The sequence below is a fragment of the Heyndrickxia sp. NPDC080065 genome, from assembly GCF_050281185.1.
Classification (GTDB): Bacteria; Bacillota; Bacilli; order Bacillales; family Bacillaceae_C; genus Heyndrickxia.
On sequence record NZ_JBNNWS010000011.1, the window covers coordinates 166380 to 182838 of the forward strand.

Genomic DNA, 16459 nt, shown 5'->3' on the forward strand with positions numbered 1-16459 from the left:
AGGCGTTTTGAAGATGAAATTCAATAGAATTGATATAAATTGTTGGGAACGAAAAGAAATTTTTAATCATTACCTGAATCAACAAACGAGCTTTAGTATAACTAGAGACATTGATATTAGTGAACTTTATCGAATGACAAAAGAAAAAGGATATAAATTCTATCCTGCATTCATTTTTTTAGTTACTCAAGTAGTAAATTCAAGTAAAGCTTTTAGAATGTGCTTTAATTCTGAAGGAGAATTTGGATACTGGGATAAACTAGATCCTATGTATACTATCTTTGATAAAAAATCAGAGTTATTTTCAGCTATTTCGACAAATGCAAATGGAAACTTTAAAAAGTTTTATGATATGTATGTTTCTGATGTTGAATTATACAATGGTGCAGGAAAAATGTTTCCTAAAACACCAATACCTGAAAACGTCGTTAACATTTCTATGATTCCATGGACTTCCTTTACTGGTTTCAACTTAAATATAAATAACAACCCTAATTATCTCTTACCAATTGTCACTGCAGGTGGATTTATCAATAAAAACAGTTCAATTTATTTACCGCTATCTTTACAAATTCATCATTCTGTCTGTGATGGTTACCATGCAGGAGTGTTTATGAATAGCATTCAGTCGCTCGCTAATAATCCTCATGAGTTACTTAGATAAAATTAAACACCGACTAAGTGAAATTAGTCGGTGTTTAATTTTGGGGTAGTCTGCTCCTTTAGCAAGCCATTTAAGAAAACGAGGTAGTCCTTATTTAAGAAATACCCCGTTTTTTCTAACAACCACCTTACTTTTATTTAGATAGCGATTTCTTGTATAGGTTTCAAGTAATTCAATATCAAATATCAACGTTTAGTTCCCTCATAGCTGTTATTGCATGTGCAAATAAGCTCTTACATTGGATATATGCCTTACTAAAAAGCAGATCTACTTTCCAAGATGTAGCTTAGAACCTAAGTCTAACTAAATAACGAAAAACCTTCCTATTTCAGATTAACGGAAGGTTATTTGATTTGATTTTTAAGATTCTCATTGAAAAATATTGAAAAACTATTAGTTTTAGTTAAATCTGTTTTTCCACCCCAAAGCGGGATATGTTCATCCTTTGTCAGCCCAGCTTCCTTCAAAGCAGCTAACTTTTTCGGGTTATTAGTGATCAAAGTAACTGGCTTAGATTGTATTGTTATCGCTTTCCCTGGGTCTGGCTAAGACAAGATTCTATAGAGTTTTTCATATGATTAACGAATGCTGTCACCTCAGACTCCAGTCCTTCCCACTTATCAACATATTCTCCTCGATAGGCTTTTCTGGCTAAGTCGAGTAAAGTCGAATATTCTTTGGGCAACCGAGGTAAAGCCCATTTTGCAGCCACATCTTTTGGAGAAATTTCACCGATAGATACTGTCTGCCACATTCGAGCCAGGGTTAAAATTACATTACGCTCATCACCTTTAATACCCTCAATCAACCCTGGCAAAGACTCCTTAATCGCTTCTCGAATATCTATCATCGGAACGGGGTCAAGTATATCTGAAGCATCAGGACCAAATAGAGAAATACTATTCATTCTTAATTGTGCTAAGACAATAGCCAAATCAGGGTCATAGGTTGGTTCCTGAATTTGTCCTTTCTCAAACTCACTTCTGAGCCACTCACCATAGATAAATTCATTTCTTGGTGGATATCGCCAAGGTACAACATCGTTATGGTTTATAACCGTGACTTCAAGTGGTCTCATAGAATCTGTATTTCCTATCTTTCCAGATATAAGCATTAGTCTTTCTGTTAGTTTTTTTCGAGTTACTTCAGGTAAACTATGATTCACGACCACTAGGACATCTACATCACTGTTAATGCGTAAGCCACCATTTACTGCAGAACCAAATAGATATACCCCGACTATCGAACTACCAAGCAACTCCTCTACGATTTTTAATGCTTGCATCGCTTGCTTTGGTATTTTTTCGTTACTCAAATCGCTCATCAACTTCAAACTCCTCTCCTCTGATTATGTTCGCATAATGTATGTTTATTTTGGTTTCATTAGTATTCAATTAAATGACCGATTACTGAACAAAAGAAACATTTTTTACCATTTTAGTTCATTTATTTAAAAAATAGCTTCAAATATTAATAGTTCTTTAGCTTTACCAAACTAGTATGGTAGCTCGTGTTATGTGATGGACATTCACATCATAAAATTTTTTATAAGAAAGTTTTTTTTCTAATCATTAATTCTGCTATAAGTAGGTTAAGAATCCAGCATAACCAGACTGCTATTGTGTAGGAAGTTCCGTAGGGGAAATTCAATACTTTATACGCAAGAGCCACAATGATATAAATGGTCATATTCGCAAAACAAAGAAAGAAGCTTCGAATCATCCATTGACTATGTAAGATTACGTTTTGTTTTTTAATATTCAAATAGCCAAGGATCGTCGTTCCAATCCATAATGTATCTAATATTAGAAACCCAATTGTACTCAGAAATCCACCTGTTGCAAAGAAAGAGACATAGACTCCCGGAATGAAATTTAAAATGATTGACAAGACATATAAGCGGCCACTCCAACGGTGAAACTTTAAAGATTTAACTCGAATTCTCTTTATGACTCCTAAAGGGCCAGTGAGAAGAGAAATAATGGCCAGAAAAATATGAATACGAATCATTAATACCCATAGGGATTCATTTGCTATAAGTTGATCCTTTCTAGAAATAAATTCATGAAAAGTAGGGTCAACAATAAAATTCTTTGAAAATGTATGCAGTACCCACATGATCGATATGATTAAAATACTTACCCTAATAATTTTATTCATTTTATATACCTCCGTTAAACGTATAAAAAAAATAAACTACGATTTGTCATAAATAAAGACAGCAGCCATTATGAATAAATACGTTATCAAGCCATACGATTATAACTTTAACACGTTATGTAATAATTTTTCCTCGGATTTTTCTGCTAGATTAATAATTTTAATGTTTTTATGAATCATTCCTAACAGGCTGCTGATAAGCACAAGAAGCAGCAGTGCAATCCCTACCCATAAGATTGAAGGATAAGATAAATGCTCTACTATCAGCCAACCTCCAGAGATCATTAAAAGGACTAAAGCACAATGACCAGAACGAGTGAACTCAATACCATTTTTAGTGCTTCTTTCAATTCATTACCTAAAAGTGAAAATAGATTATTAATTGCCTTTTCTTTGCAGTTCCTTCTATGTAAGAAATCAAATAAAACGGAGAGTTTACCAATAGGAGTGGAAATGGTACTTTATCTCTATTCTTAAATCAACAACAGACCGGACCGTTCGGTTTGATAAATTAATCATACACTCGCATAACAATATTTCTACATAAGAATTATTAATTTTTTGTGAACGAAAAGAAACAGAACCAATTGAAGTTAAAAGCCTAATTCTGGTTCTTTTCCGAGTAATATTAATATTAAAATTTTGTTTCATTTTTTGGACACTCCTTCTTTAAGTACATTTTTCTGACTTAACTTAGTTGTGTCCACAAGACTATACTACCATCATTACTATAAATTGAAGTAAGATATCAAAAACACTTCTTAATTTAAAGTTATTTCATTTTTAGATATAATAAGTGTTACACTCGCATATGGAGGAACAAATAAATGGATAAGGTAGATAATACACGTGATCTTATTATTCAAACTTCCTTAGCCTTATTTAATAAAAAAGGCTACAGTCAAACTTCTATCCAAGATATTATGAATGCATCAGGATTACCTAAAGGTGCAATATATAGACGATTTGAAAATAAGAACGAAATTGCTATTGCTGCATTTGAATACTCATTGAGTATTATCTGGGTGCACTTTTTAGAAGGAACGAAATCTAAAGTTATGGCTATAGATAAGATAATAGCTATATTTCATGTTTATCAAGATGCTGTTAATAGTCCACCTGTTGCTGGAGGCTGTCCTTTGCTTAATACAGCAATAGAAACTGACTATGGTTTTCCAGAACTTCATGATAAAGCTGCTGAGACCCTTAATCAAATTATACTTTTTATACAATCTATCATTGATGAGGGGATTCGTTCAAAAGAATTTCTTCCGGATTTGGATTCCTATTCTTTAGCATCTTTTTTATTTTCTACTTTTGAAGGATCCGTTATGGTAAGTCGTTTATCTTTAAATAATGAACATATGCACCATAGTATTAAGCAAATAAAAATAATTTTACAGCACTACTCTGCTAAGAACTAAGGGAATAATATTAAATTCCTCTTGGTTCTTTTTCATTATGTTCATTAAAATGTGATAAATACATGATGGCAAACAAATGATAATCATGTACAATATATTACACAGACCAGACGGTCCGGTCTGTGTAATGATATTTAAAGAGGTGATTATTATGAAAATAGCAATTTTACTTTACGATGGGATTACATCCCTTGATGCAATCGGTCCATACGAAGTATTTTCTGCTACAGCGAAATGTGAAGTGAAGTTTGTCGCTAAGAAAAAAGGGTTAATTAAATTGGACTCAAATATGGGGTATTTGCATGCCGATTACTGTTTTTCTGAAGTAACTTCAGCTGATATTCTTGTTGTTCCAGGTTGCAGTCCGCCAAATTATAAATCTCCAATGAATGATGAAGACACATTAAATTGGATTCGAAAAATACATAAAACGACAAAGTGGACTACATCCGTGTGTACTGGTTCTCTGATTTTAAGTACCGTTGGTTTGTTAAATGGAGTTGAAGCAACCTGTCATTGGGGTTTCTACGACCTTCTTCGTTCTCTTGGTACCATCCCAAGCGAAAATAGAGTGGTTCGTAGTGGAAAAATAGTTACAGCAGCTGGAGTTTCCTCTGGAATAGACATGGCCCTTCAGCTAGTAGCATGGGAATTTGGAGAGGATATCAGTAAATCCGCTCAACTAATTTTGGAATACGATCCTATTCCTCCGTTTGATTCGGGTTCACCAAAGAAAGCGCCAGCTCCAATGGTAGAAAAAATAAGAGGTTTAATGCAGGAACTTGCAAAACAAGAACCTGAAAATTAATTCATAAATTAAGAAGAGAAAGTTGGAAACCTTCACGTTACATTTCAGAAAGGCATAACTTTATTCGTGAAGAAATATTTAGGAGGGGGAAAATGTTAAAAAAAGCTTTGACATTTTGTCTTATGACGATTCTTTGTTTCTATTCTTTACCCTCACATGCTGAAGTTAAAGAGAATCGGACCTGGCAGGATGAGACAATATATTTCTTAATGATTGATCGATTTAACAATGGTGATTCTAAAAATGATCAAAATATTAATGTTCTTGATCCACTTAGTTTTCAAGGTGGAGATTTTCAGGGTATTATTGATAAATTAGATTACTTAAAAGACCTTGGTTTCACCACAGTAATGCTTAGCCCGATCTTTAAAAATGATGATAAGGGATATGATGGATATAGAATCACAGATTTTTATAAAACGGATGAGCATTTTGGGTCAATAAAAGAGTTTAAAAAACTTGTTGATGAGGCACATAAAAGAAACTTAAAAATCATCATCGATTTTCCTACGAATCAAGTAAGTGCAGAAAGTCCTTTAGTTAACGAACCAGATAAGAAGGATTGGTTTAAAGAAAAAGCTGCAGAACATGTTTTTGCAATAGATCAAACTAATCCTAATGTAAATCAATATTTAATTGATGCTGCAAAATGGTGGATAACAAAAACAAATATAGATGGATATTTACTAAGTAATGCAAATCAATCTCCTACTCAGTTTTGGAAGCAATTTTCTAAAGCTGTAAAATCAACAAAAAAAGATTTCTATTTATTAGCGGACATAGATACAAAAGATATTAAGCAAATGAAAAATTATCAACAAGCTGGGATAGATGGGACATTAGATCATCGATTAAATCAGCCATTACGTGATGCATTTTCAACGATAAATCAATCGATGAAACCTGTGCTTGCTATTGAAGAAGAGAATAAAAACAATCTAAATTCCACAGTAATGGGAGCCTTTTTCGATAATCATTACATGAAAAGATATACAAGAGATATGGTTAATAATAATCAATTTCCAGGTACACGGTGGAAATTAGCGTTAACCTATTTATATACTCAAGAACAAATACCAATTGTCTATTATGGTTCTGAAATTGCAATTGATGGGGGCAATATCCCTGATAATCGAAAAATGATGAATTTCAGAACACAAAAAGAATTGATTGATGATATGACAATGATTGGGAGAGTTCGTCAGCAGCAGCCAGCGTTGACAAAAGGATCAATGAAAGTTCTCTATGAAAAAGATGGAATGATTATATATAAAAGGCAATATAAAGATGAAACAAATATTGTCGCAATTAACAATACAAACCAAACACAGGTTGTTAAACTAACAACAGATCAAATAAATAATTATAAAGAAGAATTTAGAGGTTTATTAAATGGTGGGGTTGTTCGTGCAGAGAAAGGAACCTTTAAACTTGCTTTAGACAGAGAATCCGCTGAAATTTATAAGGTTGTAGAAAAAAAAGGTATTAACTTTATGTTTATCGCGGTACTCGTTCTTATTTGGATTGTATTCTTTACCTTTATCTTCATTGTTAAGAAGCGAGGAAATCGAAAATAAAATATGATAGCTTTTAAAGAATAAATCCTGTCTTCCTTAGACAGGATTTATTTATAAGCTAATAATGTATTATTAAATTCTCTATGATTATTTATTTTCAATTCTCTATTAAGGGGGTTTTTTCAAAAAGACCAATGTGGTGAAACACCCATTTTGTTCAATTTCCTTAAAAGTTTTATTCTATACTTTTTAATGATTCAATCATGTTTATTTTGGTAACTTTTCTCCTAAGTAGTAAGTTAGATAGAATGGTAAGTAAGAACGAAAGAATAATAGAAACCAACATGATAAAAATATTTAATTTATCTGGAATTTGTTGATGGGTACTAGACAGTGCCTTTACAACAATCGCATACATATAGCCACTTATCGGTAAAGCTACAATTACCGCAAATGCGGTTAGTATGATGTTTTCAAAAAATATAAGTCTGTTTATCTTATTTTTTTGATAGCCCAATACCTTAAGTGTTGCAAGCTCACGATTCCTTTCATAAATGTTTATGGAAGATATTGTATATATGGCTCCAAAGGAAAGTATCACAGCACAAATAATAAACATGATAAATACAAAACTATTTTGTTTCAAAATATACTGAGCTGATTTCTTTAGATCAGTCCTATCTGCAATGGTATCTACATGAGGATCTAGTTCGAAGAAGTTACGAATGCTGATAAGATCTGCACGGCTATTGGCTTCAACTAAAAGCGAGGTTGGACTGTAGTCGATGTCAAAGCTCTTTAAATAGGCTGGCGTGGCATAAAACGACGGATTCGAATACTGTGTAGATACTTTCAAAACCTTCATATCTACAGATTTATTTTTAAGCTCTGGTGCCGAGAACATTAATTTAATGATATCCCCTTCACGAATATGATATTTGTCCGCGTAAGATTTCGGTACCAGCACTCCATTATTTTCTAAAGAGATCCTATTGTCATTTTCGTCAAAGAAATGAATCAGATTGTTTTCTTTTTCAGTAACAACTAAAGTAGCATTTTCATTTTCATCATCTTTTACAAGTTCAACTGGAAAGGTTGATAAATCGTACTTATTTTTAATACCAGCGGGTAATTTAAATGGATCTGAAGATTTCCCCGTTTTATAGTCTAATCTTAAATCATACGTAAAAACATCTTCAATTTGGTTAGCTACTCTTAGCAAAGCCGTTTGAGTACCAAAAGCAGTTATCAATAAAACAGTACTTACAACAACCCCAATTGAGCTCGCTAAAGCTTTTTGTTTATTTAAAAAGATATTTCTCAAAATGAGTTTATAACTGTAGGAAATATGACTCCAAATACCCGGAATTCTTTCTATGAATATCTTTTTCATCGTCTTTGGCGGTTTAGGACGCAAAGTCTGTGACGCATGTTCTTTTAATATGGATCTACCGCTCAAGTAACAGGAAAGCATCCCAAAAGCGCAAGAGAAAACGATGGGAGGAATGATCGAATAAACAGAAAGCGAGAATTGAATGCCTGGCAAAGAGTATGCCTTTGCATTCGACTGTGATACCAATGGAACAAATACAAAAGCGGAAATTGCGCAACCTATGATTGAGCCTACTATACTTACCAGTATAGGGTATCCCATGTAATGTAACATGATGCTCCTGTTTTTTACACCCAAAGCTTTCATAATACCGACTTGATTTCTTTGAGAATCTATCATCCTCGACATTGTAAGAAATAATATAATCGCTTCGATTAAAAAGAGAACTAAAGGTATAACTTTACTCATCAACTTATTATTATGTATCGTTGCATTTAATTGAGAATAACTGAAAGTCCTTTCTTTACTTATTTGGTTTAAATAAGTAAGTTGTTTGGACTGTACTTCAATTTCTTTACCTATTTTGTCAATATCGTAACCTTCTTTAGCATCAATCATGATTTCATTATAGGAAAAGCCATCTAATATTTCAGGAATGGTCTCTTCACCGATATAAGCTACTCCAAAAGCTTTATGATCTTGTATTTCGTTCTTTTTTGCATGTTCCACATTCTCACACAAGCCGCTAATTGTAAGCTTAAAATTTTTTTCATTCGTGCGTATACTGATTTCATCTCCGACTCGATTGTGATGTTCATTGGCATAATGGGAATCTAGTAGGATCTCTCCCTTTTTCGATGGGATGCTACCTTCAATCACAGTAGGCGTATTGATTTCATTTTTTTCTGGGATCGAATGTATTTTTAATGAGGCTTGATAATCTTTAAAGGATTGCGTGGCATCAAAGGTATAGCGTCCTTCTATTATATTTATTCCTTCAATTTCGCTTAAATTAGCCACGTCTTGTTTGGAAATTTGACTGAAATATACATTTAAGTCGCTTAAATTATGTTCTTTAAAATAAACTTTAGTATAAGCGCTAAGATTGTCGCTCAAAGTTACGAGCCCTGAATAGAAAAAAGCTCCTACTGCAATAACCAAAACAAAGGCAAAGAATTGACCTGCAGATTGTTTAATATCTCTTAATAATTTTAAAAACAATTTCATAATTACCACTCAATCCCTTCAACACTTTGTTTTCCCTCATTAATCGTAACACTTTCTATCATTCCACTTTTCACCTTAATAATTTTATCGGCCATAGGAGCGATTGCGGAATTATGTGTGACCAAAACGACGCACTTTTTCGTTTCCTTGTTCAGATCTTGAAGAAGTTTTAAGACGGACTTTCCTGTAACATAATCCAACGCCCCAGTTGGTTCATCACAGAGTAAAAGTAAAGGATTTTTTGCAACAGCTCTAGCTATAGCCACTCTTTGCTGCTCTCCTCCAGATAGCTGAGAAGGGAAGTTTTTGATGCGATCCGTTAATCCAACTTTATGTAAAATTTCTTTAGCATCCAGATTGTTTTTACATACTTCAGTGGCAAATTCAACATTTTCTAGAGCGTTTAAATTCGAAATTAAGTTATAGAATTGAAATACAAAGCCAATTTTCTCACCGCGATATTCGGTTAACTTTTTTTCATTGAATCTTGTTATTTCTTGATCACCAACAAACACTTGACCTGAGGTAGCCGTATCCATACCGCCAAGTATATTCAAAATCGTACTTTTACCTGCACCACTTGCACCCAAAATAACGACGAATTCTCCCTCTGATATGGAAAAATCAACTCCAGCTAGGGCATTGATTAGCACTTCCCCTATTTTGTATTCTTTCGTTACTTCTTTGAATTCAATTAGCTTTTTCACTTATTACATCTCCTCGAATAGTATTTTTTGAAAATTGGTCTGACGCAATTTCCATTTTTCTAAGTTGATGGAAATAGTCAAACTAAATTTTCTTTTCTAGCATCTTAGACCCTGTCCGTAACGCCATGAATTTATATCTGAACATTACGACAATTCAAACGATACTACCGTCAGTTCAGCGGTACAACTAACGGAATCCTGTTCATAATTCATCTTCCACAACAATAATTATTCTATATGATAGAGTAATCCTAACTCAAATTACTCTATCTGTCAAAGTAAAATTCTAAAAAATATTGACCATTTGTAAATAATAATCTTCATCAAGTAACCTACCTTGTAATTTAATAAAATTTTAATCCATAAATTTATAAGTAAATACCTCGATTGAAGTAATAAAACCGCCAAATCTATGTGACTGGCGGCTTTGTTGTCCTTTCTATACCCGAAGAAATCGTATGAAAGACTTTATTTACAGTTTGTAATTCCTCATGCTCTAGATCCTCACCGGTAACATTATGAACTAGATCTCTTTTACAAATTCTTTAGTAAAATAATAAATTGCTCCGTCCTTTACATTTTACTCTGCCATCAATATTTTACCGATTCGATTAGTACCTATGCTTACTTACCTCTCTAATTACAAAAAAAATAATAAGTAAGGACGGCATATATTAGTAATGTATTATATATGTACCGTCCTTTAAATTGTTTTATTAAATTGAGTCGTTAAAAATCTGCTCGCCCAGGAGTTCTAGGGTATGGTATTACATCCCTTATATTACTCATCCCAGTTATATACATTAAGAGCCTTTCTAGTCCTACCCCAAAACCAGAATGTTTAGTTCCTCCATATCTTCTTAAATCTAAATACCATTGATAATCTTCCTTAGATAGATTGAATTCTTCCATTTTTTTCTCTAAGTAATCCACTCTTTCCTCCCGTTGACTACCACCAATTAATTCTCCAATACCCGGTACAAGCAAATCAACAGCTGCAACTGTTTTACTATCATCGTTATTTCTCATATAGAAAGCTTTTATCTCTTTAGGATAATCTGTGATAAAGACTGGCTTTTTAAACACTTCTTCGCAAATATATCGCTCATGCTCTGTTTGTAAATCAATTCCCCAATCTACAGGATAATCAAATTTAACATTAGCTTCCTTTAGTATTTCGATTGCTTTTGTGTATGTGATAGTTACAAATTCTGAAGTAAGGGCTAGAGTTAATCTTTCAATCAATTCTTTATCAATAAATTTATTAAAGAATTCGATCTCTTCTTGAGCATTATTAAATACATAATCGATTACATATTTAATCAATGCCTCAGCAACCGGTATTATATCCTTTAAATCCGCAAATGCCATTTCAGGTTCAACCATCCAAAATTCAGAAGCATGTCTTGTCGTGTGTGAGTTTTCAGCTCTAAAAGTAGGACCAAATGTATAGACATTTCTAAAAGCAAGTGCAAATGCCTCGGCTGGTAATTGCCCACTAACTGTGAGATTCGTTTCTTTTTTGAAAAAGTCTTCTGAAACATTTACACTTCCGTCTTCATTTTTTGGTAAGTTCTCTAAATCTAAAGTAGTAACACGAAACATTTCTCCTGCTCCTTCACTATCACTACTAGTTATTAATGGAGTTTGTACGTAGACAAATCCTCTTTCTTGAAAAAATTTATGAATAGCAAATGAAACTAAAGAACGAACTTTAAATACTGCAAAATATGTGTTTGTCCGAGGCCTTAAATGAGCAATAGTCCTCAAATATTCAAAAGAATGTCGCTTCTTTTGAAGCGGATAATCTAAATCTGAAGTTCCTTCAATATTTATTTCCTTTGCATGAATTTCAAACTTTTGATGCGCATTTGGAGTCAATACAACTGTTCCTTCAACTCTAATACTTGAACTTTGAGGCAGTTTATTCACTTCATCAAAATTACCTAATTTTTCATCTAAGACAATTTGAACATTTTTAATAAAGGTTCCATCATTTAATTCAACAAAACTAAACGATTTTGATCCTCTTATCGTCTTTATCCAACCCGATAGACTAATCAGTTTGCCTTCATAGTTCATTGTTTGAGTGTACAAATCTTTTACGGATATACTTAACATCAATAATCTCTCCTTATTTTATAAAATCATTTTATAAATGTTAAAATGGCTAATAGAATAATAAGACTTCCAGCAAGTTTATTTACTAATGATAAGTGGGGGGGAATTTTATTCCTAAATATACTTATCAAAAAACTTAGAAATAGCCACCAAATTGATGAACCAATAAATACTCCACCTATCAAAACAATAGCTGTAATTATCGAGCTTGAATCAGAATTAAAACCTAGGCCAGTAAACATTGCTACAAAATTAATAATTGATATGGGATTTGTTATCATTAGGACGAAAGTAGAAAGAAACATTCCAAGTTAAGTTCCACCTTCTAAATTCGCTGCTGTACTAGCTGGTTTCTTAAAAAAAGTATTTATGCCCAAACATAATAAAAATATAGAGCCAAAGAGCTTTATATAAAATTCCTGTTCCAATAGAAAAGATGAAACAACTGTGAATCCAAACGCTGCAATACTTGCATAAATAATATTTGCAGTTACCGCACCAAATCCTGTAATAAAACCAGCCGATTTACCTTTAGAAAGAGTTCTTTGAATGCATAATAAACCTATTGGTCCTACTGGTGCTGAAACAGATAATCCTAGAATAAAGCTCTTAAGAAACAACATAAAAATCACCTCTCAAAATAAAATAAAATAAAAAAAACCTCTCATCCCTAATAAAGGGACGAAAGGTTATCTTCCGCGGTGCCACCCAAAATTGTCTAAAAGACCAGCTTTAATTTAATAAGTACTAACATACTCTCCAGTTTTAACGTCCTGGCTACGTCTAAGCCTACTCTTATAAAATCTAATTTCGGTTAGAGACTCCAAGGTGTTATTCATATATACCTTCTCACTAGGCTCTCACTGTCCCTAGCTCGCTATGGATTATAGTATATATTACTTGTCCTTATCCACGTCTTTTTACATTATATCTAAATTATTTTTGAATTTTATCATACAAAAACTTTTTTAGCAATAGTTCATAGACTTTTCTTATTCTTTCTAAATATCTACAACAATTGAAATCGCAATGGTACATTCTTTGTTGCTTTATATGCTATATTCTAACTAAATTATACAAACGAATGTTCATTTCTGCGGTAATAAAATTTGCAAATTAAAAAAGCAAGGAATCTATTAACTCCTAGCTCTTTAGGTTAGTGGAACAAATGTGATAAGAAACAACCTCTTATTTTATGGGAACCACCTTTTCATACGATAGTCCAAAATAACGATATTTTATTAATACCTCTTGAATCTTATCTTTGTCACTAATTGAAATTGCATAAATCTTATCATTATCCGTAGCAGTCCCGTTATTTGCTTTTTCTAATTGCTTTTGAGTGGTTGTATTAGGTAGGAGCGACACATTTTGTAAATCTTTAAAAATATAACCCTTCTCTTCATTTCCTTCATTGCTGTCTGATATAGTGAATCCCTTTAAAGGGGTACTTATTTGTAATTTTAGATTTGAAGGTTTAACCCTGTTGTTTATAAGGACTTCTTCAATATGAATTTTACTAAAATTGCTTTTATTTCCGACCTCAACTAATAAAATATGTTTATTGTCAAAAGTTGAAGTTGCAATTGCCCCAACATCTAGGGGATCACTGTTTTTTAAGTAAGCAAAAACGCCACATAAAATAATTAATATTAATACAGCAGCAATAACTATTTTTTTCATCATATTCCCCCTATTTAAACTCCCTAATTTCATCTGTATGTCTAAAGTTCATTCAAATTGTCTTATTTCTAATACAAAACATAAATTTATAAGTGTTAATTTGAAGCCACATAATGAAGTGTTATTGGCTCATTGTTTTCCATTGTTGCTTTATATAAACTAATTTCCCCTGACGGAGGCATTGAAGCTGCAGAATGAACTTCAAAATTTTCATTTAATGAAATGGTCCAAACAGCTTGATTATTTTTCATTAAAACAACAGCAAGTGTTCCAAACTGGACAATATTTTCCCAGTCAAATTTTTCAACTTCACCATTATTCACAACTGTAATTCCTTCTGTATTACTTATGACCTCCGCATTTTCACTTCTCCATTGTCCGTGAAGTTCTGCACCTACATAGTAATAAGAATGTCTTCCGCCACGATCACCATAAGTTCCGATATACTGATGGATCGAATGATCACTTGCTTTGTATGTTACTGCCGAAATATCTTTTGCTAACCATTTTACCTTAAATGCTCCGACTGTTTTATAGGGCAAGCTTTCTTTAGGACGTGCTAAAATCCCATAATATGTTCTGTAGTAAATTGCCTCACCAGTCTTTGTATTTTCTTTAATAGACAAAACATGTTTAAAATCAGGTGAAATACGAACAATATTTTTTATTTGATGATTGCTTTTAAAAAGCAAAACTATATTAACAATAGTGAATATGACAATGATACATGCACCAAACCATTTCCACATTTTGGTAAGTGTAACAAGAAGAAGAACGGCTATACTTAAACAGATAACTATAAAAATATTAATCATATAAAATATCCGATTATCACTATACTCAACGTTATATCTCGAATGTAAGAATAAGAAACCCATTTGTACACTGAAAAAGACAATTGTGAAAAGAAAAAGTGCCCATCCCCATATTTTTTTCATTTCAACGTTGTTCTGTTTCATTTGGTTCTACCTCCGTTACAAATTTCCATGTTTCCCCTTTATCCTTTGAAAGGAACATGCCTTTTACTTTCCCTCCTTTATAGTCACCATTGGGTCCTTGGTTAATTAACATCGCCAAATGATCTCCTTCTTTCATTGGAGTTTCAGCGATAACAAAGATTTTATTATACTTCGCTGGAATATTAATTTTTGCTTCACTCCAAGTATGTCCTGCATCTTGAGTAACATGAAGTTCAGGTTTATCAGGATTAATTGTTCCAAACGATAAAAAGCCTGTGTTTTCATCAACAAAGCCTCCATCTGCAATTAATCTTGTTACATTTGAATTGTTTGTTTCTCTCCAAGTTTTACCACCATCATGAGTCAAATATACATTCGAACCTTCCTGTGACATGGTACGTCCACCTGAAATAATAACGTATCCGAAGTGATCATTAAGAAATGAAACTTTTCTGAAACGGATTCCGAGATAACGTTTTGAAATAATAGAATCATTCCAAGTTTTCCCTTGATCAAGTGAAGTAGTTAATATAATTTTTTGATGATCCCATCTGCCTCCATCCGTATGTAAAAATGAAACACGATTTTTCGTGAGTATGTAGCTATTTTCAATAAGCTCTTGTTTACTCCCATTATAATCCCCATCAAATAATTGATCTTTTCCAATTGGAACTTCGATCCAATTCTTTCCTTTATCAAATGTGATGTTTAGCTGATCGTTCTGTAATGAATAATCGATGGGATGTTCTGCATATAAAGTCTGTTGTTGTGCCGGCTCATTTTGTATATGCTTTTCTTGCACATCATTTGTTTTGGCTAGCTGCGGGTATGTAGTATTAGTGGCTATTTGATAAAAGATTATGGCAATGATTAAGCAAATCATCATTAAACTTGCTGCACCAATGATAAAGTTTTTCACTGTAAAAACCCCTTTTTGTGCTTATAAATATATCGATTTTTAATATGACTTTTTGTTTTATAGCATACTTTATTTTTCATGCAGATGAATAGTTTCATTTTTCTTTAATAAATTTATGTAATAATACTAAAATTCAGGAATTTTATAATCTAAAATGATGATAAAATTAGAATAATGGTCTTAAAATCACTTCTTCAATATTGACATACAAGGAGGTTTTGCGATGCATTATAAACGGTCATCTTTTGTCTTTAAATTAATTTGGGTTGTTGGTTTAATTGGTTTATTAATAATTGGTCATTATTTTGAACAGATTATTAAGCAAAACATTCAAGCATCTTTTAATTTTCTCCCACAAATTTGGTTCAATACCACTTTACCGTTTTTGTTTGGTGTTTACATTTCCATACTTCTGGTAAAATCATGGTCAATTAAAGTTAATATACCATTATTTCTTTGCGTAACCGTTCCATGTCTGCTTATTTCGTTCTACACTCCATTCGTATACACTCTCGCCTTTACAACAACTGTATCATCTTTCTTTAATATACCTGTTTTGGTTTGGCTATTAGACATAAATTCTTATGGAATCGCTTCAATAGTTGCTGGATTAACCTTAAGTATGAGTCTATTTGGAGCTGATAGAGAAGCGAAAAACTAATTCAGAAGTTAACTAAAAGATTGAACATAAAAAGTCTGACAAAGCTTAATGAAAAAGTAAATAGACGAGAATTAATTGGCTAATTATGTAACGTAAGTGAACTTTTAATACGAAGAAATTCATCGAATTACGTACGTTTTTTCAATACTTGCAAAAAAAACACTCTTCAATCTTAACATTGTGAAGTGACCCCATAAAGTTAGACAGGTTTTTTCGGTTAGGCAGCTTGTTGGGTATGAGCTCGGTATTGTACTGGGCTCATGCCTTTTAATTTTG

The 16459-nt window shown here is 32.6% G+C and carries 16 protein-coding genes, 1 pseudogene and 1 other annotated feature; of the genes and pseudogenes, 6 read left to right on the forward strand and 11 right to left on the reverse strand.

Going from position 1 to position 16459, the window contains the following annotated elements; genetic code table 11:
• Positions 1–13: 13 nt before the first annotated feature.
• Positions 14–664: a type A chloramphenicol O-acetyltransferase gene (catA, locus tag ACQKP0_RS15110; RefSeq protein WP_427406686.1), complete on the forward strand. Its 651-nt coding sequence runs from the start codon at positions 14–16 to the stop codon at positions 662–664.
• A 344-nt stretch (positions 665–1008) separates the two neighbouring features.
• Here catA and ACQKP0_RS15115 read toward each other — a convergent pair.
• The 4 genes and pseudogenes from ACQKP0_RS15115 to ACQKP0_RS15130 form a co-directional block, all read right to left on the reverse strand.
• Positions 1009–1188: pseudogene (locus ACQKP0_RS15115) on the reverse strand (hypothetical protein); the annotation flags it as partial.
• On the reverse strand, positions 1188–1988 hold the full coding sequence (gene ant(9), locus ACQKP0_RS15120; RefSeq protein WP_427406687.1) for an aminoglycoside nucleotidyltransferase ANT(9): 801 nt from the start codon (positions 1986–1988) through the stop codon (positions 1188–1190). The pseudogene ACQKP0_RS15115 and the gene ant(9), both read right to left, overlap by 1 nt.
• Before the next feature lie 221 nt (positions 1989–2209).
• Positions 2210–2824 carry a DUF2306 domain-containing protein gene (locus ACQKP0_RS15125; RefSeq protein WP_427406688.1) on the reverse strand — a complete coding sequence of 205 codons (615 nt, stop codon included), beginning with the start codon at positions 2822–2824 and terminating at the stop codon, positions 2210–2212.
• A gap of 99 nt (positions 2825–2923) precedes the next feature.
• Complete coding sequence (locus tag ACQKP0_RS15130) at positions 2924–3109, reverse strand: hypothetical protein (protein ID WP_427406689.1); 186 nt, start codon at positions 3107–3109, stop codon at positions 2924–2926.
• A gap of 542 nt (positions 3110–3651) precedes the next feature.
• On the opposite strand from ACQKP0_RS15130, the gene ACQKP0_RS15135 reads away from it, so the two are divergent.
• The 3 genes from ACQKP0_RS15135 (at position 3652) to ACQKP0_RS15145 (ending at position 6633) form a co-directional block, all read left to right on the forward strand.
• Positions 3652–4248, forward strand: a complete 597-nt coding sequence (locus ACQKP0_RS15135; protein WP_427406690.1) for a TetR/AcrR family transcriptional regulator — start codon at positions 3652–3654, stop codon at positions 4246–4248.
• A 151-nt stretch (positions 4249–4399) separates the two neighbouring features.
• Positions 4400–5056, forward strand: a complete 657-nt coding sequence (locus ACQKP0_RS15140) for a DJ-1/PfpI family protein (protein WP_427406691.1) — start codon at positions 4400–4402, stop codon at positions 5054–5056.
• Positions 5057–5148: 92 nt separating this feature from the next.
• Positions 5149–6633 (forward strand): alpha-amylase family glycosyl hydrolase, encoded by a 1485-nt coding sequence (locus ACQKP0_RS15145; protein ID WP_427406692.1) that lies wholly within the window; start codon positions 5149–5151, stop codon positions 6631–6633.
• A 175-nt stretch (positions 6634–6808) separates the two neighbouring features.
• Here the strand turns inward: ACQKP0_RS15145 and ACQKP0_RS15150 are convergent, their stop codons facing one another.
• From ACQKP0_RS15150 to asnS, 3 genes are all read right to left on the reverse strand, one after another.
• A complete protein-coding gene (locus ACQKP0_RS15150) occupies positions 6809–9133 on the reverse strand; it encodes an ABC transporter permease (RefSeq protein ID WP_427406708.1) in 2325 nt (774 codons plus the stop codon).
• A gap of 2 nt (positions 9134–9135) precedes the next feature.
• Positions 9136–9840 (reverse strand): ABC transporter ATP-binding protein, encoded by a 705-nt coding sequence (locus ACQKP0_RS15155; RefSeq protein ID WP_427406693.1) that lies wholly within the window; start codon positions 9838–9840, stop codon positions 9136–9138.
• A 729-nt stretch (positions 9841–10569) separates the two neighbouring features.
• Positions 10570–11961 carry an asparagine--tRNA ligase gene (gene asnS, locus ACQKP0_RS15160; protein ID WP_427406694.1) on the reverse strand — a complete coding sequence of 464 codons (1392 nt, stop codon included), beginning with the start codon at positions 11959–11961 and terminating at the stop codon, positions 10570–10572.
• 45 nt (positions 11962–12006) lie between these two features.
• Here asnS and ACQKP0_RS15165 point away from each other — a divergent pair, with 45 nt between their 5' ends.
• Complete coding sequence (locus tag ACQKP0_RS15165) at positions 12007–12276, forward strand: hypothetical protein (protein ID WP_427406695.1); 270 nt, start codon at positions 12007–12009, stop codon at positions 12274–12276.
• On the opposite strand, the gene ACQKP0_RS15170 is transcribed toward ACQKP0_RS15165, so the two are convergent.
• The 4 genes from ACQKP0_RS15170 to ACQKP0_RS15185 form a co-directional block, all read right to left on the reverse strand.
• Complete coding sequence (locus ACQKP0_RS15170) at positions 12273–12584, reverse strand: LysE family translocator (RefSeq protein WP_427406696.1); 312 nt, start codon at positions 12582–12584, stop codon at positions 12273–12275. The genes ACQKP0_RS15165 and ACQKP0_RS15170 overlap by 4 nt on opposite strands.
• 51 nt (positions 12585–12635) lie before the next feature.
• Positions 12636–12883: a binding site (T-box leader), on the reverse strand.
• 266 nt (positions 12884–13149) lie between these two features.
• Positions 13150–13644 carry a hypothetical protein gene (locus tag ACQKP0_RS15175; protein ID WP_427406697.1) on the reverse strand — a complete coding sequence of 165 codons (495 nt, stop codon included), beginning with the start codon at positions 13642–13644 and terminating at the stop codon, positions 13150–13152.
• A gap of 95 nt (positions 13645–13739) precedes the next feature.
• Positions 13740–14603: a hypothetical protein gene (locus ACQKP0_RS15180; RefSeq protein WP_427406698.1), complete on the reverse strand. Its 864-nt coding sequence runs from the start codon at positions 14601–14603 to the stop codon at positions 13740–13742.
• Positions 14584–15522: a WD40/YVTN/BNR-like repeat-containing protein gene (locus tag ACQKP0_RS15185; RefSeq protein ID WP_427406699.1), complete on the reverse strand. Its 939-nt coding sequence runs from the start codon at positions 15520–15522 to the stop codon at positions 14584–14586. The genes ACQKP0_RS15180 and ACQKP0_RS15185 overlap by 20 nt, the downstream gene beginning before the upstream one ends.
• 223 nt (positions 15523–15745) lie before the next feature.
• Here ACQKP0_RS15185 and ACQKP0_RS15190 point away from each other — a divergent pair, with 223 nt between their 5' ends.
• Entirely contained in the window at positions 15746–16183 is a 438-nt protein-coding gene (locus ACQKP0_RS15190; protein ID WP_427406700.1) for a hypothetical protein, read from the forward strand.
• The last annotated feature ends 276 nt before the right edge of the window (positions 16184–16459 follow it).

What these genes read in the sequence shown, in the direction of transcription:
- catA (WP_427406686.1), top strand. Translation starts at nt 14, where the DNA reads ATGAAATTCAATAGAATTGATATAAATTGTTGGGAACGAAAAGAAATT.
- ACQKP0_RS15125 (WP_427406688.1), bottom strand. Translation starts at nt 2,824, where the DNA reads ATGAATAAAATTATTAGGGTAAGTATTTTAATCATATCGATCATGTGG.
- ACQKP0_RS15130 (WP_427406689.1), bottom strand. Translation starts at nt 3,109, where the DNA reads ATGATCTCTGGAGGTTGGCTGATAGTAGAGCATTTATCTTATCCTTCA.
- ACQKP0_RS15135 (WP_427406690.1), top strand. Translation starts at nt 3,652, where the DNA reads ATGGATAAGGTAGATAATACACGTGATCTTATTATTCAAACTTCCTTA.
- ACQKP0_RS15140 (WP_427406691.1), top strand. Translation starts at nt 4,400, where the DNA reads ATGAAAATAGCAATTTTACTTTACGATGGGATTACATCCCTTGATGCA.
- ACQKP0_RS15145 (WP_427406692.1), top strand. Translation starts at nt 5,149, where the DNA reads ATGTTAAAAAAAGCTTTGACATTTTGTCTTATGACGATTCTTTGTTTC.
- ACQKP0_RS15150 (WP_427406708.1), bottom strand. Translation starts at nt 9,133, where the DNA reads ATGAAATTGTTTTTAAAATTATTAAGAGATATTAAACAATCTGCAGGT.
- asnS (WP_427406694.1), bottom strand. Translation starts at nt 11,961, where the DNA reads ATGTTAAGTATATCCGTAAAAGATTTGTACACTCAAACAATGAACTAT.
- ACQKP0_RS15165 (WP_427406695.1), top strand. Translation starts at nt 12,007, where the DNA reads ATGGCTAATAGAATAATAAGACTTCCAGCAAGTTTATTTACTAATGAT.
- ACQKP0_RS15170 (WP_427406696.1), bottom strand. Translation starts at nt 12,584, where the DNA reads ATGTTGTTTCTTAAGAGCTTTATTCTAGGATTATCTGTTTCAGCACCA.
- ACQKP0_RS15175 (WP_427406697.1), bottom strand. Translation starts at nt 13,644, where the DNA reads ATGAAAAAAATAGTTATTGCTGCTGTATTAATATTAATTATTTTATGT.
- ACQKP0_RS15180 (WP_427406698.1), bottom strand. Translation starts at nt 14,603, where the DNA reads ATGAAACAGAACAACGTTGAAATGAAAAAAATATGGGGATGGGCACTT.
- ACQKP0_RS15190 (WP_427406700.1), top strand. Translation starts at nt 15,746, where the DNA reads ATGCATTATAAACGGTCATCTTTTGTCTTTAAATTAATTTGGGTTGTT.